Origin of the sequence: Kurthia zopfii, assembly GCF_003143955.1 — a bacterium.
Lineage (GTDB): Bacteria > Bacillota > Bacilli > Bacillales_A > Planococcaceae > Kurthia > Kurthia zopfii.
Map to the genome: position 1 here is coordinate 1 of NZ_QFVS01000043.1, position 21,011 is coordinate 21,011.

Annotated in this window: 20 protein-coding genes and 3 pseudogenes; 4 read left to right on the plus strand and 19 right to left on the minus strand. The window is 37.4% G+C overall.

Annotation, left to right across the window (positions count from 1 at the left end; translation table 11 throughout):
- Nucleotides 1-73, minus strand: a 73-nt coding sequence (locus tag DF281_RS12690; RefSeq protein ID WP_146191517.1) for a helix-turn-helix domain-containing protein, incomplete at its 3' end; no start/stop codon positions are given.
- A gap of 280 nt (nucleotides 74-353) precedes the next feature.
- Between DF281_RS12690 and corA the strand changes: the two genes are divergently transcribed.
- Nucleotides 354-1,319 (plus strand): magnesium/cobalt transporter CorA, encoded by a 966-nt coding sequence (gene corA / locus DF281_RS12695; protein WP_109350636.1) that lies wholly within the window; start codon nucleotides 354-356, stop codon nucleotides 1,317-1,319.
- Nucleotides 1,320-1,366: 47 nt separating this feature from the next.
- Here the strand turns inward: corA and DF281_RS12700 are convergent, their stop codons facing one another.
- Nucleotides 1,367-1,561: an acyltransferase gene (locus tag DF281_RS12700; RefSeq protein WP_109350637.1), complete on the minus strand. Its 195-nt coding sequence runs from the start codon at nucleotides 1,559-1,561 to the stop codon at nucleotides 1,367-1,369.
- 279 nt (nucleotides 1,562-1,840) lie between these two features.
- Here DF281_RS12700 and DF281_RS12705 point away from each other — a divergent pair, with 279 nt between their 5' ends.
- Together DF281_RS12705 and DF281_RS12710 are read left to right on the plus strand one after the other, a co-directional pair.
- A complete protein-coding gene (locus DF281_RS12705; RefSeq protein WP_109350638.1) occupies nucleotides 1,841-3,145 on the plus strand; it encodes a globin-coupled sensor protein in 1,305 nt (434 codons plus the stop codon).
- A 95-nt stretch (nucleotides 3,146-3,240) separates the two neighbouring features.
- On the plus strand, nucleotides 3,241-3,873 hold the full coding sequence (locus DF281_RS12710) for a histidine phosphatase family protein (protein ID WP_109350639.1): 633 nt from the start codon (nucleotides 3,241-3,243) through the stop codon (nucleotides 3,871-3,873).
- On the opposite strand, the gene DF281_RS12715 is transcribed toward DF281_RS12710, so the two are convergent.
- The 13 genes and pseudogenes from DF281_RS12715 to DF281_RS12775 all read right to left on the minus strand — a co-directional run bounded on the left by DF281_RS12715 (nucleotide 3,870) and on the right by DF281_RS12775 (nucleotide 15,313).
- Nucleotides 3,870-4,355, minus strand: a complete 486-nt coding sequence (locus DF281_RS12715; RefSeq protein WP_109350640.1) for an acyl-CoA thioesterase — start codon at nucleotides 4,353-4,355, stop codon at nucleotides 3,870-3,872. The genes DF281_RS12710 and DF281_RS12715 overlap by 4 nt on opposite strands.
- Before the next feature lie 115 nt (nucleotides 4,356-4,470).
- Nucleotides 4,471-5,898: an aldehyde dehydrogenase family protein gene (locus DF281_RS12720; protein ID WP_109350641.1), complete on the minus strand. Its 1,428-nt coding sequence runs from the start codon at nucleotides 5,896-5,898 to the stop codon at nucleotides 4,471-4,473.
- 119 nt (nucleotides 5,899-6,017) lie between these two features.
- Nucleotides 6,018-6,383 carry a DUF779 domain-containing protein gene (locus DF281_RS12725; protein WP_109350642.1) on the minus strand — a complete coding sequence of 122 codons (366 nt, stop codon included), beginning with the start codon at nucleotides 6,381-6,383 and terminating at the stop codon, nucleotides 6,018-6,020.
- A 22-nt stretch (nucleotides 6,384-6,405) separates the two neighbouring features.
- A complete protein-coding gene (gene exaC, locus DF281_RS12730) occupies nucleotides 6,406-7,926 on the minus strand; it encodes an acetaldehyde dehydrogenase ExaC (protein ID WP_109350643.1) in 1,521 nt (506 codons plus the stop codon).
- Nucleotides 7,927-8,092: 166 nt separating this feature from the next.
- Nucleotides 8,093-8,800, minus strand: a pseudogene (locus DF281_RS12735) (ABC transporter ATP-binding protein).
- Nucleotides 8,800-9,576 carry an ABC transporter ATP-binding protein gene (locus DF281_RS12740; RefSeq protein ID WP_109350644.1) on the minus strand — a complete coding sequence of 259 codons (777 nt, stop codon included), beginning with the start codon at nucleotides 9,574-9,576 and terminating at the stop codon, nucleotides 8,800-8,802. The pseudogene DF281_RS12735 and the gene DF281_RS12740 overlap by 1 nt, the downstream one beginning before the upstream one ends.
- 110 nt (nucleotides 9,577-9,686) lie before the next feature.
- Nucleotides 9,687-10,080, minus strand: a pseudogene (locus tag DF281_RS12745) (branched-chain amino acid ABC transporter permease); the annotation flags it as partial.
- Nucleotides 10,081-10,254: 174 nt separating this feature from the next.
- A pseudogene (locus DF281_RS12750) lies at nucleotides 10,255-11,383 on the minus strand (ABC transporter substrate-binding protein).
- 271 nt (nucleotides 11,384-11,654) lie between these two features.
- The gene (locus DF281_RS12755) at nucleotides 11,655-12,095 is read right to left on the minus strand and encodes a MarR family winged helix-turn-helix transcriptional regulator (RefSeq protein WP_109350645.1); all 441 of its coding nucleotides are present in this window, start codon (nucleotides 12,093-12,095) and stop codon (nucleotides 11,655-11,657) included.
- Nucleotides 12,096-12,131: 36 nt separating this feature from the next.
- Nucleotides 12,132-12,887 (minus strand): SDR family NAD(P)-dependent oxidoreductase, encoded by a 756-nt coding sequence (locus DF281_RS12760; protein WP_109350646.1) that lies wholly within the window; start codon nucleotides 12,885-12,887, stop codon nucleotides 12,132-12,134.
- A 78-nt stretch (nucleotides 12,888-12,965) separates the two neighbouring features.
- On the minus strand, nucleotides 12,966-14,168 hold the full coding sequence (locus DF281_RS12765) for an MFS transporter (protein ID WP_109350647.1): 1,203 nt from the start codon (nucleotides 14,166-14,168) through the stop codon (nucleotides 12,966-12,968).
- Between the two features lie 17 nt (nucleotides 14,169-14,185).
- On the minus strand, nucleotides 14,186-14,599 hold the full coding sequence (locus tag DF281_RS12770; RefSeq protein WP_109350648.1) for a MarR family winged helix-turn-helix transcriptional regulator: 414 nt from the start codon (nucleotides 14,597-14,599) through the stop codon (nucleotides 14,186-14,188).
- A 120-nt stretch (nucleotides 14,600-14,719) separates the two neighbouring features.
- The gene (locus DF281_RS12775; protein WP_109350649.1) at nucleotides 14,720-15,313 is read right to left on the minus strand and encodes a class I SAM-dependent methyltransferase; all 594 of its coding nucleotides are present in this window, start codon (nucleotides 15,311-15,313) and stop codon (nucleotides 14,720-14,722) included.
- Nucleotides 15,314-15,524: 211 nt separating this feature from the next.
- Here DF281_RS12775 and DF281_RS12780 point away from each other — a divergent pair, with 211 nt between their 5' ends.
- Nucleotides 15,525-16,286, plus strand: a complete 762-nt coding sequence (locus tag DF281_RS12780) for an SDR family oxidoreductase (RefSeq protein WP_109350650.1) — start codon at nucleotides 15,525-15,527, stop codon at nucleotides 16,284-16,286.
- An 85-nt stretch (nucleotides 16,287-16,371) separates the two neighbouring features.
- Here DF281_RS12780 and gltP read toward each other — a convergent pair whose 3' ends face one another.
- From gltP to DF281_RS12800, 4 genes are all read right to left on the minus strand, one after another.
- Complete coding sequence (gene gltP, locus DF281_RS12785; protein ID WP_109350651.1) at nucleotides 16,372-17,649, minus strand: glutamate/aspartate:proton symporter GltP; 1,278 nt, start codon at nucleotides 17,647-17,649, stop codon at nucleotides 16,372-16,374.
- 201 nt (nucleotides 17,650-17,850) lie between these two features.
- Nucleotides 17,851-18,750, minus strand: coding sequence for a response regulator (locus tag DF281_RS12790; protein ID WP_109350652.1), 900 nt, complete (start codon nucleotides 18,748-18,750; stop codon nucleotides 17,851-17,853).
- Complete coding sequence (locus DF281_RS12795) at nucleotides 18,750-20,021, minus strand: sensor histidine kinase (RefSeq protein WP_109350653.1); 1,272 nt, start codon at nucleotides 20,019-20,021, stop codon at nucleotides 18,750-18,752. The genes DF281_RS12790 and DF281_RS12795 overlap by 1 nt, the downstream gene beginning before the upstream one ends.
- 115 nt (nucleotides 20,022-20,136) lie before the next feature.
- On the minus strand, nucleotides 20,137-20,832 hold the full coding sequence (locus DF281_RS12800) for a CAP domain-containing protein (RefSeq protein WP_109350654.1): 696 nt from the start codon (nucleotides 20,830-20,832) through the stop codon (nucleotides 20,137-20,139).
- Nucleotides 20,833-21,011 lie beyond the last annotated feature (179 nt).

Sequence of the window (21,011 nt, forward strand, 5' to 3'; positions counted from 1 at the left end):
ACGTCTTCGCAAAGAATATTTCTTGTTCTTCTGTTGGGTAAATTCTGAATTTGTAGGCTTTCAATTGTTCCATAAGGTTTACCTCCTTTTTAAGATGATTTCTTGATTTTATTATACCTTATTTTAATAAAAAGAAACATATGTTCTTATTTAGGCTAAAAGAAAAAGGCGATAAGACCTTTATATCAGTTTTTCGAGTTACAAACGGTAACCCTCAATCTGAACGGTATTCATCCCCCACTTATAGAAGCTGGGGGAATTCTACCGAAACGATGTTAAATAGATAGAAATGTGACAAATTATTTATCCTATGGGAATATATAAGTAGAGATTCTATAAGATGAGGTGAGCAAATGATTCATACACTAGGGTTGACGTTGGACCAACAATTGGTGACCGACTTCCCTTTAGAAGATATTAAAAAGAATAGATTCGAGTGGTATTGGGTCGATTTTGACGAACCTACTGCTCAAGAAAACAAACTACTTGAATCATTTTTCAACTTCCACCCACTTGCTGTTGAAGATGCTCTAACAAGACTTCAAAGACCGAAAGTGGATTATTATGATGATTACTTTTTCACGGTCATTCATAAGTTGAATCCGGAAGAATTAATAGCAGAAGAGGTCAATTTATTCGTATCACCTAAATTCATTGTGACGTATCATAAATTGCCTGTTGCAGAATTTGAGATCGTACGCAAAAGATTGATTTCGCACCCTAATCGCTGGGAACGAGGTACAATTTTCGTCATGTATCAAACAATCGATAAACTCGTCGATGGATTTTTCCCGCTAATTTACAATATCGAGGATCATCTGAATTCGATTGAAGATGAGCTAGATTATAAAAACAGTGTGGATTTAATGCATGATGTATTCGATTTACGAAGCGACTTACTTCATATTCGGAGAACCGTCTTACCGATGCGCGACCTGTTGTATCGGATTTTAAGTTCGAATCGCCTAAACCTCATTCCACAGGAAAAAGCTTATTTCGGTGATATTCATGACCACCTTGTGAAGCTGACCGAAATGGTTGAGTCGAACCGCGAATTGACCGCTGATATGCGTGATAGTCATATGTCGATGAATGCGATTCGAATGAACAATATTATGATGACACTGACAATTGTGTCGACCATCTTCATCCCGCTAACATTTATCGCAGGGATTTACGGCATGAACTTTACGAATATGCCTGAACTTGAATGGCATTATGGCTACTTCATTATTTTAGGGTTCATGCTATTCGTCGTTATTTATATGCTTACCTTCTTCAAACGCCGAGGTTGGCTCGTATTCTTCAAAGAAAAATAAAAAAACTGCACTTTCGTAATGAAGGTGCAGTTTTCTTATGTACATATTTAATCATTACTTTTATCTTTTAGACCAAATAAAATAAACGACACTATAAATGCAATAACTGTCGCACCGATTGTAATCAGCACTCGATTTTCCATCGGCACTTCTTCATACTGGCCATTCAACATCATTAAAGAAGATACTGCCACAACAACTGCTAAGGGTAATGCAAATTTGAAACCTCTCGCTCGATCCATCAAAACCCCTCCTATAATTTACATTGCTATAATACCATTTTAAAGTATTTATAACAAAATATTACTTTAACAAGTCGAATTTATATACACTTTCCTCCATTATTTTTATTATTTCTGACTTTCATATTCTTTTCTGTTAGATAAAATGATAAATTATAGATATAAACAGAGTAATAAACTATATTTTTTACACCTTTTTACATTTTTAAGTTCTTATAAACTATATTTATTTTTTCTACTAAAAAGACTTTATTACTAATTTTTGCCGGAGGAATCACTATGATTTGGAATCGCAATAAAAAACAACAAGAAGAATCTGCTTTTCACATCGAGGAGCATAGAGCACATGTAGCAATAAATTTACAAAAGTATCCTATTTTAGAAAAACAGATTGAGCTACTTGGACTGACTCTTGATGACCTAGCAATTATCCATCAACTTCAGCCACATGCAGAAAATGTTGTAAATCAAATGGTCGAATCATTCTACAATGCCATTACAAAAGCACCTGAATTGACGCATATCATTAACAATCATTCAACATTGGATCGTTTGAAAGTTACTTTAACAAAGCATATCCAAGAAATTTTCAATGGCCGCATTGATGAGCGTTACATCGAACAACGCAAAATCATCGCCCATGTTCACGTGAAAATCGGTCTGCCTTCTAAATGGTATTTGAACTCATTTCAATCTCTAACGAATTCATTCATCGACTTTGTAGAAAGCCGTAACTTATCTCTTGCTGACGTTAGTAAAGCGGTCAAAGCATTTACAAAATTAATCAATTTAGAACAACAGCTCGTGATTGAAGCTTACGACAATAAACTAGAATCCATTCGTGACAATCATGATCGCGTGAAACAACAAGTAGTGCATACTGTCCAAAGTACATCGGAAGAACTTAGCGCTGTCAGTGAAGAAACGACTGCATCAATCCAATCTTTATCGCAACAGGCTGACGATATTTCTGCTTCTACTCAAAAAGGATTAGAATTTGTAAATTCGACAAAGGAAAAATCCGAAAATGGACGTAAATTATTAGATACACAAAATGTTTTAATGACGAAAATGTCTGAAAGTGTACAAGTTTTAGATGCAACCATGTCTAAATTGAAGGTTTCTTCACAACAAATCAATGATATCGTTCATTTGGTGACTGGCATTGCCGACCAAACGAATTTACTAGCACTTAACGCTTCAATTGAGGCGGCTCGTGCAGGTGAGCATGGTAAAGGATTCGCAGTAGTTGCGGAAGAAGTTCGTAAACTAGCTGAAGAAACAAAATCTGCTGTTCAAAATGTTTCTAAATTAATTTTAGAAACAGAAAACAACATTGAAAATATGTCTACCTCTGTAAATGCTGTCGATGGTCAAATTAACGAAGGCGTGCATATGCAAGAAGATTTATCGAATGCATTCTTCACAATCGTTGAAGCTGTTTGTGGTATTCAAACGATCAATGAGCATACAACTGAAGATATCCATACAATCTCTCAATTACTAGAAGATTTATCAGATGGTACAATTCAGGTCGCTCGCTCTGCTGAACAATTGCTCGAAATCACATATGAATTAAACTAATACGAAGCCCTAAAAGCGTAATCTACATTGAACCTCTTTCTATAACGGACAAACTCAGCTACAATATGTCCATATATATAAAGGAGGAATCAATCATGGTTACGCTTTTTATTACGCGTCATGGTCAAACTGAATGGAATCTTCAAAAGCGTATGCAGGGCTGGTTCGACTCTCCGTTGACGTTTCAAGGTAAACAAGCGGCATCTGCTTTAGGGAAAAGATTAGCCAACGAACGATTTAATGCGATCTATTCTAGTCCAAGCGGACGCGCTGTAAACACCGCTAAGATCGTTTGCAACGAGCGTCAGATTCCTATTTTCTTCAAGCAACAACTGAAGGAAATAAATACCGGTGACTGGCAAGGTATGACCGAGAATGAAATTAAAGAAGAATTTCCACTTCAATTTAAAAAATACTATGAAGATCCTATTAATTTCACGCTAGATGAAAGCGAATCTTTTCAAGAGGTGTTAGATCGCGCGCTTCAAGTCATTCACGATATTTGTGAACGTTACGAAGAAAATGACAAAGTATTAATCGTCACGCATGGCGTAGTCAAAAAACTTTTGATCGCTCACTTTAACAATTTGCCGTTAAATAACTTATGGGATCCTCCATTTATTCATGGAACGAGCTTAACAATCGTAAAAATAGACAAAGAAAAAAACGCCGAAATCACTATGGTTGGTGATACGACGCATATTCCTTCTGACGCAATGAGTTATTAAAAGAATGAGTGGGGCATATCGCGCTTCGCTTTACGATGATCGCGGCGAGCCGGACCCGATTCAAACAATCTTTTTTCTTCTTCAGTTTCAGGATGTACCGGTGCGACTGGTTGAGTATTGCCCTCGCCATCAACAGCTACCATTGTCACAAATGACTCCGTTGTTAATCGGCGCTCATTAGTTGCTGGGTTGAGCGACGACACGCGAACATAGACTTCCATCGACGAACGCCCAGTTGCACTGACTACTCCTTCAACTTCCATAATTTCTCCCGAACGAATTGGTGAGATGAAGTCTACGGAATCAAATGAAGCCGTAACAGTTTGCATTTTCGCATGTTTCATTGAAATAATCGCTGCTATTTCATCAATATAAGCCAAAACCTTTCCACCAAAAATTGTGTTCATATGGTTTGTATCAGGTGGTAATACTAATCTCGTTTGGACAGATTTTGAATAAGACATCGGTAATGATTCTAACATCGTAACACTCCTTCTCACTTCTTTTTCTGTACTAATGATATTACAATAACTGTTATATTTCAATACAAAAACGCTTAAAATACAGTATTTATCTGTTTTATTTTACAATAGAAAATTATAGTTTTGTTTTTATCGTAATGAATTTCATATCTGACATTTCTTCTACTGCATATTTAATTCCTTCTTTTCCATAACCACTCATTTTCACGCCACCATAAGGCATATTATCTGTACGGAATGTTGGAATATCATTAATAATTACCGCACCCGCTTCTAACTCATCTGCTGCAAACATCGCATCCTCAATATTCATTGTGAAAATGCCTGCATTTAATCCTAAATCCGAGTCATTCACAAGTGACACAGCTTCTTGTAATGTTTCATATGAAACAATCGATACAATTGGCGCAAATGTTTCTTGACAAACAATTTTCATATCTGGTTTTACATCAACCATTACTGTTGGTTTTAATGTTCGTTTCGTAAAGACTGCACCCGTCGCTACTTTCGCACCTTCTGCAATCGCAGAATCGATCCATTCTTTCATTCTATCGACTTCTTTCGGATTGATCATCGCACTTACATCTGTATTTTCATCCAATGGGCTGCCAATGACTAATTTTTCTGTTGCTTCGACAAAAGCCTTTGTGAATTGCTCTGCGATTGATGCATGTACATAAATTCGTTGCAATGAAATACATACTTGCCCTGCAAAACCAAAAGCTCCTTCCACACAGCGATCAACAATTTTTTCAATCGGCGCACTTGGTTCAATGATCAAGCCAGCATTGGATCCGAGTTCAAGTGTAACTTTGCGTAATCCAACCTTCTCTTTGATTTTCAATCCGACCGCACTACTTCCTGTGAAGGTCACTTTTTTTACGAGTGGATTCGTCACAAGCGGATCACTTAATTCACTTCCGCTTCCCGTAACGATTTGTAGCATACCATCTGGTAATCCCGCTTCTTTGAAAATTTCTGCCATCACAATACTTGAGATTGGTGTTTGTGATGCTGGTTTTAAAACAACTGCATTCCCTACCGCAAAGGCCGGCCCTAATTTATGAGCGACTAGATTGAATGGGAAGTTAAATGGTGTGATTGCTGATACGACACCAAGTGATACGCGTTTTGTCCAACCGATTCGATCCGTCACTCCAGGAGCGGCATCCAATGGCACGGTTTCGCCAGTCGATCTTTTCGCTTCCTCTGCCGCAAATAAATAAGTAGCGATTGTACGATCTAGTTCGCCACGAGCCGCTCTCATTGGTTTTCCTGCTTCTAGCGCTAGAATTCTTACTAATTCTTCTTTACGTGATTCCATAATTTCCGATACTTTGTATAAGATTTTCGAACGCTCATATGCTGTAACGGTTCTGAATTTTTTATATGCTGTATGCGCGCAATTGATTGCCTGCGTTACTTGTTCAGGTGTCGCGCGTGCAACTTTTGCGATTACTTCGCCATCAAACGGCGCTTGTAATTCATCATACTTTTCTGTTTCTACCCATTCTCCGTTGATCCATAAGTTTGTTGTAATCATTTTGTAGCCTCCTAAAAATTAATTCCCCACAATCATACATCTAAATAAAAATATTTACTGATATCCAATACCCTCTTTTATAGAAAAAGACGCTGATTGCAATAATCAGCGTCCTTTTGTCATAGTAGTTTCTGAACTTCCTTATATTCTTCATCAGAAAACATTCGACTTCTCGATAAAAAGCTCTTTCCTTCTAGGCTTTCCAAAGAAAACCCACTTCCAAAACCAGTAATTGCATCTAAGACAATTTGGGTATGCTTGCTATAGTTATACAGCGCTTCATGCATATAAAACGGGACATCTCCATCAAGTGTTTCGAGTAGAATATCTACACCACCGACTTTGAAATCATCTTGCTTATAGCACATTGCTGCTGAGCCTTCACAACACCCACCTGATTGATGGAACATAATCGGTCCATGCTTTTCTTTAAGAAACCTAATGAGTTGTAAGGCATCTGGTGTGACGTCAACGCGTTTCACCATATCCATTCACATCCTTTTCGATTTAGAAGAATCCTTGTGGTTTTTCAGCATAGCTTACTAATAGGTTTTTCGTTTGTTGGTAATGATCTAGCATCATTTTGTGGTTTTCGCGACCGATACCAGATAATTTGTATCCACCGAATGCTGCAGCTGCAGGGTATTGGTGGTAAGTGTTCGTCCAAACACGACCTGCTTGGATTGCGCGACCTGCTTTGTAAGCGATATCGCCTGAACGAGACCATACGCCTGCGCCAAGACCATATTCAGTGTCATTTGCAATCGCAATCGCATCGTCGAAGTCTTTGAAAGTTGTAACTGCTAAAACTGGACCAAAGATTTCTTCTTGGAAGATACGCATTTTGTTATGACCTTTGAAAATTGTAGGTTGGATATAGAAACCTTCAGTCAACTCGCCACTTAGTTTGTTTGCTTCTCCACCTGCAAGTAATTCTGCACCCTCATCTTTACCGATTTGTAGGTAAGATAGGATTTTTTGATGTTGTTCATTCGAGTTTTGAGAACCCATCATTGTTTCTGTATCTAATGGATTACCCATTTTAATTGCTTTAACTCTTTCTAATGCGCGTTTCATGAACTCGTCATAAATTGATTCGTGAATTAATGCTCTTGATGGACAAGTACATACTTCACCTGAGTTCAATGCGAACATTACAAATCCTTCTACAGCTTTATCTAAATAATCATCATCTTTATCTAGTACGTCTGGGAAGAAGATATTCGGTGATTTACCACCTAGTTCTAGCGTTACTGGGATGATATTCTCAGTTGCGTATTGCATAATTAAACGACCTACAGCAGTTGATCCTGTGAAAGCGATTTTCGCGATACGTTTGTTCGTCGCTAATGCTTTACCAACTTCAGCACCGAAACCGTTTACGATATTTACAACACCTGCTGGAAGTAAATCTTGGATTAATTCCATCATGTATAAAATTGATACCGGCGTTTGCTCAGCTGGTTTAAGTACAACACAGTTACCTGCAGCAATAGCTGGTGCTAACTTCCATGTAGCCATTAAAATCGGGAAGTTCCAAGGAATGATTTGTCCTACTACACCTAGTGGCTCTTGGAAATGGTACGCTACTGTATCTTCATTAATTTGTGATGAGAAACCTTCTTGCGTACGAATAGCACTCGCGAAGTAACGGAAGTGATCTACCGCTAGTGGAATATCAGCATTTAATGTTTCGCGAACCGCTTTACCATTGTCCCATGTTTCAGCTACGGCGATTTTTTCAAGATTTTGCTCGATTCGATCTGCAATTGCATTTAAAATGTTTGCACGAGCTGCTGGTGAAGTTTTTCCCCATGCATCTTTCGCTTTATGAGCTGCATCTAACGCAAGCTCAATATCTTCTGAAGTTGATTTAGGCGCTTTTGTGAATGCTTTACCTGTGACTGGTGATACGTTATCAAAGTATTGACCTTTGACTGGCGCAACCCACTCTCCGCCGATAAAGTTTTCGTATTGTGCCTTAAATTGTACTAAAGAACCTTCTGTATTTGGATTTGCATAAATCATTTGTATTCCTCCCTTTCAATCTCTCAACACGACCTGTAAGCGTTTACAACTAGTGTTCTTGATTTCATTTTGAATCATTTATTAAAAAAATTCAACTAATTTACATCATTTATTTTTTCAGCAAAACAGCAATGTACAAATCAAACTTTTGTTCATGGCTTTTTGCTTATAGTCCTCCTAAATAAGCTGCCCTTACTTCACCAGAAGACTGTAATTCCTTGGTATCGCCTGATAACACTAATTTTCCTGTCTCAATTACATACGCTCGATTGGCAATCGAAAGTGCCATATGCTCATTTTGTTCAACAAGAAGTATGGTCGTGCCTGCATCATTGATTTCCTTAATAATATTAAAAATGTTTTGGACCATTAATGGCGCTAATCCCATTGACGGTTCGTCTAGAAGTAACAATTTAGGTCTTGCCATAATCGCACGTCCCATTGCTAACATTTGTTGCTCACCACCGGACAATGTTCCCGATGATTGCTTTCTGCGCTCTAATAATCTTGGGAATAATTCAAAAACGCAATCTAAATCTTTTTTGATCCCCGCTTTATCTTTTCTTTAAAAAGCACCTAGTTCTAAATTCTCCTCTACTGACATATTTGAAAAAACGCGTCGTCCTTCTGGTACATAAGAAATTCCTGCTCTTACAATTGTTTGTGCAGCTCTTTTCGTAATGGATTTATCTAAGTATTCGATTTTGCCCTTCTTCGTTCTTAGTAATCCTGAAAGTGTTTTTAACAACGTGCTTTTCCCAGCACCATTGGCACCAATTAAAGTCACTATTTCACCTTCATTTACTTCCAAAGAGACTCCTTTTAACGCTTGAATATTACCATAATAGACATCAATCCCATCAACTTTTAGCATTATTCCGTCACCTCTCCACCTAAATAAGCTTCAATTACTTTCGGGTCATTTCTAATTTCTTCAGGTGTCCCATCCGCAATAAGTTGACCATGATCCAATACGTAAATTCGTTCACAAATCCCCATAACAAGTCCCATATCATGTTCAATTAATAGAATTGTTAAATCGGATTTTTCACGAATTAAAGAAATCAAATCCATCAATTCAGCCGTTTCTTCCGGATTCATCCCAGCGGCTGGTTCATCTAAAAGCAAGAGTTTTGGGCCCGCAGCTAAAGCACGAGCGATTTCTAAACGGCGTTGCATACCATATGGAAGGTTTTTAGAAAGCTCATCCTTATAGCGATCTAAGCCGAATATTTTCAAAAATTCTAATGACTCCATTTCCATCTTTTCTTCGCCTTTAAAATGCATCGGTAATCTGAAAATAGAGCTGACAATCGAGTGCTTCGCTAAACTATGATTCGCTACTTTTACATTGTCGATTACTGATAATTCCTTGAATAAACGAATATTTTGGAATGTTCGACTGACACCACTTTTCGTGATTTTATGCGGCGATAGTTTCTTCGTATCTTTACCGTCAAAAACAATCGTGCCTTTCGTCGGTTTATAAACACCTGTTAACATATTGAAACTCGTCGTTTTACCTGCTCCTTTTGGGCCAATTAATCCAACCAACTCACCGGAAAACAACTCCATATTCAATCCAGAAACGGCTTTTAAACCGCCGAATTGAATCCCTACATCTTCAACTTTTAGTAAAGGGTTTGTCATTTAAGTTCTCCCTCTTTTTTGCGTTTTGATTTGAATAAATCTGTAATTTCCTTTGTCCCCATCAAACCTGATGGACGATATAGCATAACGAAAATTAACACCAGACTGTAAATAATCATGCGCGTCTCTGGGAAATCTTTTGGATAAGCTTCTGGAGATGCTCCTCTAAAGTAAATCATCGTATACTCGATCAATAGCGACACACCGATTGCTGTAATTAATGTCGCAATTCGCGTTGCATTACGCAGCCTTTTATATGCTAATCGCTCAATTACTACCCCGAGTACAGCATAGATGACCATCGCCAATAATAATGCTAGGAAGAAGCCCATTCCCCATGAAGTAATTGCGTAAAATCCAATAAAAGCCCCAACCATGAATACATCGCCGTGTGCAAAGTTAATTAATTTGATAATGCCCGTAAACCATTGTGTATCCTAGTGCAATTAAGGCATAAATACTTCCTAGTGATATACCATTCACTAATTGCTGTAGCCACTCCATCTGCATCACTCCTTGTCTTTATACAACAATGAAGGGGCGACCTCCTATCTTTACGCACATACTAAGTTAAAAGTTGATTGAATCATTTCTGAATTCAGCTCAGATTAACAATCTCATATTCTATCTCATAAAAAGTGATGCGAAGATGAAAGGATACACTATGTATTTAGTTCATTATGGATTCACTTTAGAATTAGATACTTGCTTACCGTCTTTAAATTCAAGAACTGTTGCCGTTTTAACAGAATAGTGGTTTTCATCAACAGAGAAGTTACCAGTAACTAAGTCTAAGTCCTTCGTTTCTGCTAACGCTTTTTGCACTTTCTCACTATCTGTTGATCTCACTTTTTCAATCGCGTCTTTAAATGCTGTTACGAATTTTGGGATTTTCTCGTCTGGATCTTCAAATGAGTAGTGATTTGTGAAGTAAGTGTCATTCAATGCATCTGCTCCTGCTAATTCAAGGATTTTCGGAGAATCCCAACCATCTCCGCCCATCAGAGGTGCTTTAATTCCCGCATCACGCGCTTGATTCACGATTAATCCAACTTCCTCATAAAATCCAGGAATGTAGATGAAATCTGGATTTTGAGATTTCAAACGAGTAAGTGTTGATTTGAAGTCTGTATCCTTCGCAACATACGCTTCTTCCGACACAACTTTACCACCCTTACTTTCGATTGTTTCCTTAAATGATTTCGCTAATACTTTTGCATAATCACTTGAGCTATCGGAGAAGATCGCGACATTTTTCTCCTTCAATGTATCTACCGCGAAGTTCGCTGCGATTTTCCCTTGGAATGGGTCAATGAAGCATGTACGGAATACATAGTCATTCACTTTATTCGTCTTATCATCCACCGTTACAGATGGTGATGTCGCAGATGGGCCAACCATCGGCATCTTATACTTATTGGCTACTTGTACAGAAGCAAGTGTATTACCAGATGTAACCGAACCAATTTGAGCTACTACCTTATCGCGAGTTGCTAATTTGATTGCTGCCGCTGTAGCCTCTGATGATTCAGATTTATTGTCGACTTTGATGACCTTAATTTGCTTACCATCAATCCCACCTGCTTTATTGATTTCTTCGATTGCTAGGTTTGCACCTTTCTCAATTCCCGAACCATATGAAGCAACTGGACCCGATAATTCTAAGTTCATCCCGATTTTAATTTCCTTACCGCTATCTTCAGCAGCTCCCTCAGATTTCTACTTCGTGCCGCAATCCTGCTAATACTCCAACGACGATTGATGATGCTAAAAATAGCGATCCACACTTCTTCAGACTCTTATTCATTTTAAAACTCCCCCCTTAATCTGATTTCTCTGATAACTCGCAACAGAATAAGTTAATTCGTTACAAATATCCTATTAATTACACATTCTAAATCATTCAAATCGATTCGTTCACTTTATTTTTCATTAAATTCTAAATATTAGAATAATTTTATTCGTTCATATAGTTTTTTATATTATAAGCCCTTATTCTACCTAGAATTATATTTCTTGTACTTCATGTAAAAATTAAATAAAAAAAGAGTTGCACCGAAGTACAACTCAAATCCAATCTAAACTTTGTCATTTCTTACAATAGCTGCGTCCAATAACTTTGCAGTTAATGATAAATATTGCTGTAACTCATCTTCGCTTAACGCGCTAAAAATTTCTTGGCTCGCTTCACGACCACGGGCTTGCGCATCATTAAAGACATTACGTCCCTCTTCTGTAATCTCCATTAATACATGGCGACGATCGTCTTCATTATAAAGACGTTTTGCAAAACCTAGCTTAACAAGCTTGTTCGCGATATTCGTCATAGCACCCGGAGTACAGCCGAGCTTGTCAGCTAGTACAGTTTGCTTTTGCGCTCCCTCTAAGTTCAACTCTGAAAGTACAAGAATCGGTGAAACACCAATTTTGTGCGGGAAATTTTTTGTGAAATGAATAATGTTTAAATTATTTAATTGTTCTGTTTTGTGAATTACTTGAAATAGGTTTGTGTCCTCCACAATAATCCTCCTCAATTGCCACAAAAACTATCAATTCTAGTGAAGCATGATCGATCCACCGTCAACCATAATTGTTTGACCAGTGATATATGATGAATCTTCAGAAGCTAAGAATACTGCAGCGCGGCCGATATCTTGTTCAACATCGCCGAAACGACCTACAGGAACTTTGCTACGTACTTCTTCATAGTACTCAGGTTGAGCTTTAGACCAAGCTTCAACACCTGGAGTATATGCTAATGGGCTGATGATATTTACGTTAATACCGAATTCGCCCCATTCATTAGCTGCTACACGTGATAAACCACGGATTGCTTCTTTAGCTGCTGCATAAGCACCTTGTGTTTTGTGACCAGCAAGACCTGCGCCAGATGCAAAGTTAATGATGTTACCTTTTGTTTCTTTTAAGTGTGGTAGTGCAGCATTCATTAAGTAGAATGTTGGATAGAAACTAGTACCGAATGATAAGTCTAAGTGTGCTTGTGTTGTTTCTGCTAGTGGAACTTGTTTTGAAACGTGTGCATTGTTTACTAGAATATCTAGTTTACCACATTTTTCTACAACAGTATCAACGATTTTTGATAAGTTGGCGTGATCCATTAAGTCCGCTTTAACAAAGAATGATTTTGGTGAAATTTCTTGAAGTGCAGCCTCAGTTGCTTTACCCATATCTTCGTTTAAATCAACGATTGCAACGATTGCTCCTTCTTTAGCCATTGCTCTAGCCATACCGCTACCGATACCGCCAGCGCCACCAGTGATGATTGCTACTTTATCTTGTAATTTTCCCATGTATTTAACACTCCTTAAAATATGTTTATATTTACTTTACCACTAAACCTTTTAATTTTAAATGAAAAAGATTTAATTTTAAACATTTGATGTCTTAATTTTTTGAAGAGTTTCATTTTTTCCGTATAAAAAGTAGTACACAGCAATTAGTAGGAAGATAAAGCAACCTAGGCCAATGTATAAGTTACCGTACCCGAATGACGGAATTAAATAACCCAATAAATATGGTCCTACGCCTAATCCTGCATCTAATGCGATGAAATAAGTAGAAGTTGCAAGTCCCATTCGATGAGTCGGTGTCATTTTGATGGCAATCGCTTGTGCAGCTGAAGATAAGTTCCCATACCCCATACCAATCAAAGCACCTGCGATGAGTAACACAGCACCACTATGCGCCGTACTGATCAACAGTAACCCCGCACCGAATAATACGAAGCTTGGATACATAACTGCATTCCCGCCAAATCGATCTAACATTTTCCCTGAAATCGGTCTCGTTAATAAAATCGCGATCGCATAAACGACGAAGAAGAAGCTTGATGCGGTCACTAAATCTCTTTCTTTGGCGAAAAATTTTATGAACGAGAGGATACCCGCGTATCCAAAACACATGAAAAATGTCACAACGGCAATCGGCATTGCTTTCGGTTCAATATATTGTGAAATGAAGCTTCGTTTTTCACTTTCGACTTTTTTAGGTGTTGGTAATGCTTCTGGAATTTTTGCGATTAATGCAAAGATTAAAGCAACGATTCCAATGACCATGCACATCGTGAAGATGACATTATATGACGTTCTTTCTGCCATTAATATTCCTACGAAAGGTCCTATCGCTGTCCCTAATGTTGCACTCATGGCGAAGTAGCCTATGCCTTCTCCTTTTCTAGCAGCTGGTAAGGTTTGTGCCACGATCGTTCCTGTCGCTGTTGAAGCAATCCCCACACCGATCCCATGTACCAATCGACTAATTAATAGAACGGTAATGCCGAGGTGTAGAAAATAGAGTGATGTAGTTGCGATGAAAAAGACCAGGCCGAACAGTAACACTTTCTTTCGTCCGACTTGATCGATGATTCTCCCTGTGAACAAGCGTCCTAATAATGTTCCGATAATATAAATCCCTGTTACAAGTCCCGCTTGGCTGACCGTAGCGTGATAATCTTGCATGGCGAATTCTGCGATTGTTACCATTAATAAATAAAAAATAACGATTAATAAGAAATTAATCGCAGACATTAGTATAAATTCTTTTGACCATAGTTTTTCTTTTGCTGTTTTCATTTTATAAGCCTTCTTTATTAAAGTTTTTCACGTAGCTGTTTCAACAAATCGATTATTTCTTGTTGTTTGTCGATTGGTACGTCTTCTAATAAATCATTTTCGAAAGCATCAATTGTTTCGCGAACTTCAGCATATAAAGCTCTTCCTGCATTAGTTAGCGTCATACGTTTTTCGCGCTTATCTGCTGTCACAACCGGTTCTACTAATTGAAGTTTTTCTAACTTTGCAATTGTGCGTGTGACAGTTGGCTTCTCGACACCTTGAAATTTTGCTAATTCTACAAGCGTCATTGATTCATACTTCTCTAAATAGTAAAGACTTGCCCACTGCGCTCGATGTAAACCATGATTTTCTAACAATTGATTCAGTTTCGTTTCAAAAGGTCTATAAAATAAAATAATCTGATGAAAGAATGCGGATAGATTTTTCATAACTCCCCTCCTTTAGTTACTCAAGGTAACTATTAATATACCATAATTTCCCGGGGAATATCTATAATAAAAAAGAACCGTTTCGAAAACGGTTCTCTTAGGACAGAAATGCTCTATATTTTATTTCTGAATAATAAATTGAATGACATGTGCTTTTCCAGTGTGTAAAGCACCTTCATTACGTTCTACTTCACCTGTATAGAAATGTTCAATCTTGTAATCATTACACCACTTTAGGACATCCTGAGCATTATAAAGCATATCCAGCGATTGTGGTCCACCAGTTTTATAAGATAACTGCTCTTCACTGTATACTTCCATCATAATTCTTCCGCCTTTTACAACAGAATTCACTACTCGATCGAATACAGGTTTTTGATGCTCCTTAGGGAAATGACCAAAAATCATGACTGCTCCATTGAATTCTTCAACAGGTGTTTCATCTTGAAGTAAATCTACTAAACGTGTTGCCACATGAACGTGATTTTCCGCAGCTAGTTTTCTCGCCTTGTCTAATCCACTTTGTGCATAATCAAATGCTGTCAGCATATACCCTTTAGTAGACAGAAAGACTGCATTTCTTCCTTCACCTTCTGCAAAAGCACCTAACTTCTTGCTGCCTTTGAATACTGCATGATGCTGCTTCACAAATTCGTTCGGTTCAATGCCATACATATACTCTACTGTGTCAAAACGTTCTTGCCACTTATTCATTTAAAACCCTCCAAAATTATGATCAGAGAAAAACTCTACTCATTACAAACAATATTAAAATAGTTATTTTACATAGCGAAAAATAAGTTATAATATCATTAAGATAGTTTAGCGTTAGAAATTTTACAACTAAACCTTTTGAAAATTCCTAGTTTTAATATTTGATTGCGTAATCTATCTTAAACGAAAACAGAAAGAAAAGGTGAATTATATGACTCGATTAGTAAATAAAGTCGCAATTATTACAGGTAGTGGAGCTGGTATCGGTAAAGAAATCGCTCGTAGCTATGCGAAAGAAGGAGCGAAAGTAGTCATCGCTGATTTTAATGAAGAAGCTTTGAATGCAACTGTTGCTGAATTAACAGCTGAAGGTTTTGAAGCATTTGGTGTAAAAGTAAATGTAGCTGTTGAAGAAGATGTAAATCGTATGGTTGACGATGCAATTGCTCATTTTAGTAAAGTAGATATTCTTGTAAACAATGCTGGCGTTGGCGATCAAATGCAAGCTGCTGCAAATGTACAAGATGCAACATGGAGCCGCGTAATCGATATTAACCTTACAGGCGTTATGCGTGCAATGCGTAAAGTAATCCCTCATTTCATTGAAAATGGTGGCGGTACAATCGTCAATATGGCTTCAATTTCTGGTCTTACTGGTGGTCGTGGCGGACTTGCATACACTGCTGTAAAACACGCTGTTGTCGGAATGACGAAAAACGTCGCTTCACAATACGGTCCACAAGGTATCCGTTGTAATACAATTGCACCTGCTCAAATCGCAACGAACTTCGCTGCTAATATGCAAGATATGGATCAATTCGGTTTAGAGGTCGCTACTCGTGGCGTCAACTTAATGCCGAAAGTTGGTACGGTTGAAGAAGTTTCAAATATCGCGATTTTCCTTGCTTCAGATGAATCTTCATTAATCAACGGTGTTGCTTTAGCTGCTGATGCTGGTTGGAGTGCATACTAAATAAACCTTAAAAAGCTAGGAATAACCTAGCTTCTTTTTACGCAAAAAAAGAGAACCACCGAAGTGATTCTCTTTGAATTGTTGATTATGCTTTAACTGCTTTTTCTTCATTTTCAAAGTAATTGTCGTATTTTTCTTGATCGAAGCGACCTTCCCAACGAGCCATTACTAATGAAGCTAAAGAGTTACCTACTACGTTTACAGCTGTACGAGCCATATCAAGGATACGGTCAATACCTAAGATAAATGCTAAACCTTCTAATGGAATACCTACAGTACCTAATGTAGATAATAATACGACGAACGATACGCCTGGTACACCTGCGATACCTTTAGAAGTTACCATTAATGTTAGAACTAGTGTGATCTCTTGCATTAACGAAAGATCGATTCCGTACATTTGTGCGATGAAAATCGCTGCGATTGATTGATACAATGTTGAACCATCAAGGTTGAAAGAATAACCTGTTGGAATAACGAATGATACAACGTCTTTCGGAGCGCCTAAGTTCTCCATTTTCTTCATAACACGAGGTAATACTGTTTCAGAACTTGAAGTTGAGTAAGCTAAAATTAATTCTTCTTTTAATACTTTGATTAACTTGAAGATATTGATTTTTGCGATTCTCGCTACAATTCCTAATACTACGATTACGAAGAATGCCATCGCTGCATATACTAAGATTGCTAATTTAGATAGCGGAATTAATGATTGAATACCGAACGTCGAAACTGTTACAGCAATTAATGCGAATACCCCGATTGGAGCGAATTTCATGATTGTGTTTGTAACCCAGAACATTGCATCTGCTACACCAGAGAAGAATGATAGAACTGGTCTACCTTTCTCACCGATTGCTGCTACACCTAAGCCGAATAATACTGAGAAGAAGATGATTGCAAGCATGTTACCGCTAGCCATTGCTGCGATAATATTTGTTGGAACTACGCTAATAATTGTATCGGCGAAGCCACCATGTTGCACTTCCTCTGTAGTTGTTTGATATTGAGAAATATCACCTTTTGATAAGTGACTCATATCGACACCTACACCAGGTTGGAAAATATTCGCCGCACAAATACCAATAATAATAGCAAGTGTTGTAACGACTTCAAAATAGATAATTGTTTTTAATCCCAATTTCCCTAATTTCTTCATGTCGCCAGTTCCGGCTACACCTAAAATTAAAGTTGAGATAATAATAGGTACTACGATCATTTTGATCATATTCATAAAGATTGTACCTACTGGTTGAAGATATGTTGTAACATTATCGTTTCCGTAGAATATGGCTCCGACAATTACCCCTAAAACAAGACCGATTAAAATTTGCCACGCTAAACCTAGTTTAAATTTCTTCATCAATGAGTCACCTCTCAGATTATATTAGCTTTTTTCATGTATTTTCGAAAAACTATAATCTTATATTAAAGATGACTTTGAAAATCCGACTAAATCCGACAAAAAAATTAGATAAAATTTTCAAAAAAGTGCTTAAAGCATATATATTTCCTATCATTGAGATCAATATCATGCCACTTTGATATGAAAACGATTTCTGAATTAGATTTTCTTTACAGGATTGTTATATTTTTCATTCATTTCGATGTATAGCACTTGAAGGAACTTTTTCACGTTTACTTTCACTTTTTTCGCATTCTCTTCATTTTGAATTGCTTTCATAATCGTGCGAATCTCTGAAAACTCAAAATAGCGTGGAGCATAATATTCAAATTCGGGATTCGTATAATCTACGACGCCTAAAGTTGCAATATTGTTCATCGCCGCATTAATCGTTCTGCGAATACGCTGTTCAATCGCTTTACTTTCTTTCATAATTTCTACGCTACTTACTTTGTTTTTACTCGCAATCACTTCATATAAATCTTTTAAAGCCGGAATTTGCATCGTATGCTCTTCTCGCTCTGCCAAATACATAAGAATATTTACAATATCATCGCTACCGACTTCGCCAACAATACCCATGTCATTTAAAATAGAAAGCGCTACATCTCTTAATGTACGATGTGTTTCTTCACGCGTATTATCTTCAAAATTCATAATTGATTTTCGAATGGTCATTAATGATTTCTTTAAGACGAACCGTTCGCTCGTTTTTTTCAAAATACTTTGAACCTCGATTCTATTGATTGGCTTATGAATGAAAAACTCTACGCCCTTTTCATAAGCTTCTCCAACCATCTCTTTATTAACGACTTGCGACAACATAATGAAATGACCTCTGAATCCCTGACTCAGCAATTCATCAATCGTTTCGATGCCATCTAGATGTGGCATGAGTAAATCAATTAACACAAAATCGGGATCACTCGTCATAATATGCGGAATCGCAGCCTCTCCACTTTCTGCTTCCCCAATTACTACGCCCATATCGCCGTCTAAAATGATGGTCTTCAACATTCTTCTGCTTGCGACATCGTCATCCACTATAAAATAACGCATTATATAGCCCCCCTCTTTTCAATCCTATGCTTCGGTATCGTAATAATGAAAGTCGTCCCAACCCCTAAAATTGATTGAATTTCTAGAGTTCCTTCCATTAACTTAATTGCTTCTTGAACATGAGAAAGGCCGATTCCTGTAGCTGCTACACCTTTGTCACTGAACTTTGTTGTATAACCTGGTTCAAAGATTAAGGCTAAGTCTTCTTCATCAATCCCTTTTCCCGTATCTTGAATTTCAAAGATTACATTTGAAGCAACCTCTCGCTCTTTCAAACTGACTGAACCGTTTTCTGGAATAGATTCAACAGCATTTGCTATGACATTGTTGATGACAGCCATTAATAACATCTGTTCCTTCACGACAAAATCCGTTTCTGCACGACATTGCAACTCAATATCTTTTGAAAGAAGGCTCGCATATTTTCGGTTTCCTTCTATAGACATATGCAAGATTTCAGTCATTTGATAATACGCTTGTTCTTGTAATGGTGCTATTTCGGATAGGCCAGAATAAATCCTTTGTGAATCTTTTTTCACTTCATGAATTTCTTGTGCGATATGCAAAGCTCGTTTGCTCAATTCTTGATCTTCCTTTTTTAAAAGACGGTATAAATCGTAACTGTCCGCCATGATTTGCTCAATATGATTCATGGATTTTTGTAAATAAAGGGTTTCGAGATATAAGCCCGAACCTACCGTTAACTGTTCTTCCAATCGTTTCTTTTGTTCGGTTAATGTTACCAAGCTATATAACCCAACGACAAAGAAGCTTCGGAACACTGCAACAATAACTAATAATAGCCAATCATTCACAACCACTTCTATATTTGGAATGAGTAAAATTCTCAAAAAATGTTCGATGCTATTACTCACGATTTCTAAAGCTGTCGCCAAGATTCCAAGTCGAATTGGTTGTTCGATATATTTTTCTAATCGAAATAATTTAAATCCAATCACATAAATAAAATAAAAGACTCCTGCAGGATAATGCTCGATTACGCTATCTATGATACTTTGATTTTCAAAAATAGATTCGATGAATGTTCTAAACGTAATAACTGTAATCGCCGCAACTAGGCCGGTCATTAAATAGTTTTTAGGCGGTCGAATTAAGAGCATTAATAGGAATGTAATACTACCTAAGCCAAAGCGAAAATTTTCACCGCTAAATGGCGACAGTTTTATTTCACTGCTAATTGCTGTTACTGCGGCAATTAGTAAGATCCAAACCCACTCAGATTGAAACCACTTTTTAAATTTCTGTTCCATTTTTGTCTCCTCATATCAATTCGTTCTTTCAGTTTACCATTGTACTCTCCTACTTCTCCACCCTGAGTTACGAAAAAAAGACGCTTCACATGAAGTTGTGAGCGTCCGGCATTAATTATTGTGCAAACCATTGTGTAGCATATGTTGGAGACTTACTGCGCTTTTTCCCTGGGGCAATGGCTACGGCTATTTTCGTAAATCGTTTATTCAATATATTGTCTCTATGTGTTGGAGATGCCATCCAAGCATTTACATATTCCTTTGGTTTTGAGAAGCCTGCTGCCAAATTCTCGCCCGCAAATTTAAATGGATATTCACTTGAGTAAAGTAGATTTGACCATCTACCATAAGTTGGACTAGTATGCCCAAAATAGTTTAGGCTCGCCATATCTTCACTACGAATCATAGCGATTCTACCAAGTTCTCGATTTTGTTTTAGAGATTTCAATTTATATTTCGCGCGTTCTTTATTTACTAAACGAATAATTTCTTGTTCCGTTTTATAATACTTATTGTTCTTAGTTGGCACTTTTGCTTTTGAACTCTTTACCCATACATATTTTTTGGAGTTGTTTTTAACTTTTCTCCAACTGCCCGACTTTCCATATTGTCGGTATACTCCTGCACTTAGCCTTTTTTTCTGCTTACCTTTTCCTTTTGATTTATACGTCGCTAACTTTTTGTCGATGTAAATCATTTGCTGTGGTTTCTTGGCATTAGCTGATTCGGTCTTTAATTTTGAAGAACTCAAACTTAATGTAAATAGAAGTAACATAATTCCGAGTAAAATTAACTTCCCATTTTTATACATATAAACCACCACTCTCTTGATATAATTTTTTCATCTAGTAGTCTATATCTTTACGTGAACTACTCGCCACTTAGCTAAACCTTGCGGTTCTTCACGCTTGAAGTGGGAGCTTCTTGGGAATAGAGCGTACTTGCAAGTGTATTTCTTTACTTGCAGCGGTTTCTCTTATTTGACCGAGC

Coding starts and splice junctions, on each gene's coding strand:
- corA (WP_109350636.1), top strand. CDS start 354: ATGATTCATACACTAGGGTTGACGTTGGACCAACAATTGGTGACCGAC.
- DF281_RS12700 (WP_109350637.1), bottom strand. CDS start 1,561: ATGGATCGAGCGAGAGGTTTCAAATTTGCATTACCCTTAGCAGTTGTT.
- DF281_RS12705 (WP_109350638.1), top strand. CDS start 1,841: ATGATTTGGAATCGCAATAAAAAACAACAAGAAGAATCTGCTTTTCAC.
- DF281_RS12710 (WP_109350639.1), top strand. CDS start 3,241: ATGGTTACGCTTTTTATTACGCGTCATGGTCAAACTGAATGGAATCTT.
- DF281_RS12715 (WP_109350640.1), bottom strand. CDS start 4,355: ATGTTAGAATCATTACCGATGTCTTATTCAAAATCTGTCCAAACGAGA.
- DF281_RS12720 (WP_109350641.1), bottom strand. CDS start 5,898: ATGATTACAACAAACTTATGGATCAACGGAGAATGGGTAGAAACAGAA.
- DF281_RS12725 (WP_109350642.1), bottom strand. CDS start 6,383: ATGGTGAAACGCGTTGACGTCACACCAGATGCCTTACAACTCATTAGG.
- exaC (WP_109350643.1), bottom strand. CDS start 7,926: ATGATTTATGCAAATCCAAATACAGAAGGTTCTTTAGTACAATTTAAG.
- DF281_RS12740 (WP_109350644.1), bottom strand. CDS start 9,576: ATGACAAACCCTTTACTAAAAGTTGAAGATGTAGGGATTCAATTCGGC.
- DF281_RS12760 (WP_109350646.1), bottom strand. CDS start 12,887: ATGGGAAAATTACAAGATAAAGTAGCAATCATCACTGGTGGCGCTGGC.
- DF281_RS12765 (WP_109350647.1), bottom strand. CDS start 14,168: ATGAAAACAGCAAAAGAAAAACTATGGTCAAAAGAATTTATACTAATG.
- DF281_RS12770 (WP_109350648.1), bottom strand. CDS start 14,599: ATGAAAAATCTATCCGCATTCTTTCATCAGATTATTTTATTTTATAGA.
- DF281_RS12775 (WP_109350649.1), bottom strand. CDS start 15,313: ATGAATAAGTGGCAAGAACGTTTTGACACAGTAGAGTATATGTATGGC.
- DF281_RS12780 (WP_109350650.1), top strand. CDS start 15,525: ATGACTCGATTAGTAAATAAAGTCGCAATTATTACAGGTAGTGGAGCT.
- gltP (WP_109350651.1), bottom strand. CDS start 17,649: ATGAAGAAATTTAAACTAGGTTTAGCGTGGCAAATTTTAATCGGTCTT.
- DF281_RS12790 (WP_109350652.1), bottom strand. CDS start 18,750: ATGCGTTATTTTATAGTGGATGACGATGTCGCAAGCAGAAGAATGTTG.
- DF281_RS12795 (WP_109350653.1), bottom strand. CDS start 20,021: ATGGAACAGAAATTTAAAAAGTGGTTTCAATCTGAGTGGGTTTGGATC.
- DF281_RS12800 (WP_109350654.1), bottom strand. CDS start 20,832: ATGTATAAAAATGGGAAGTTAATTTTACTCGGAATTATGTTACTTCTA.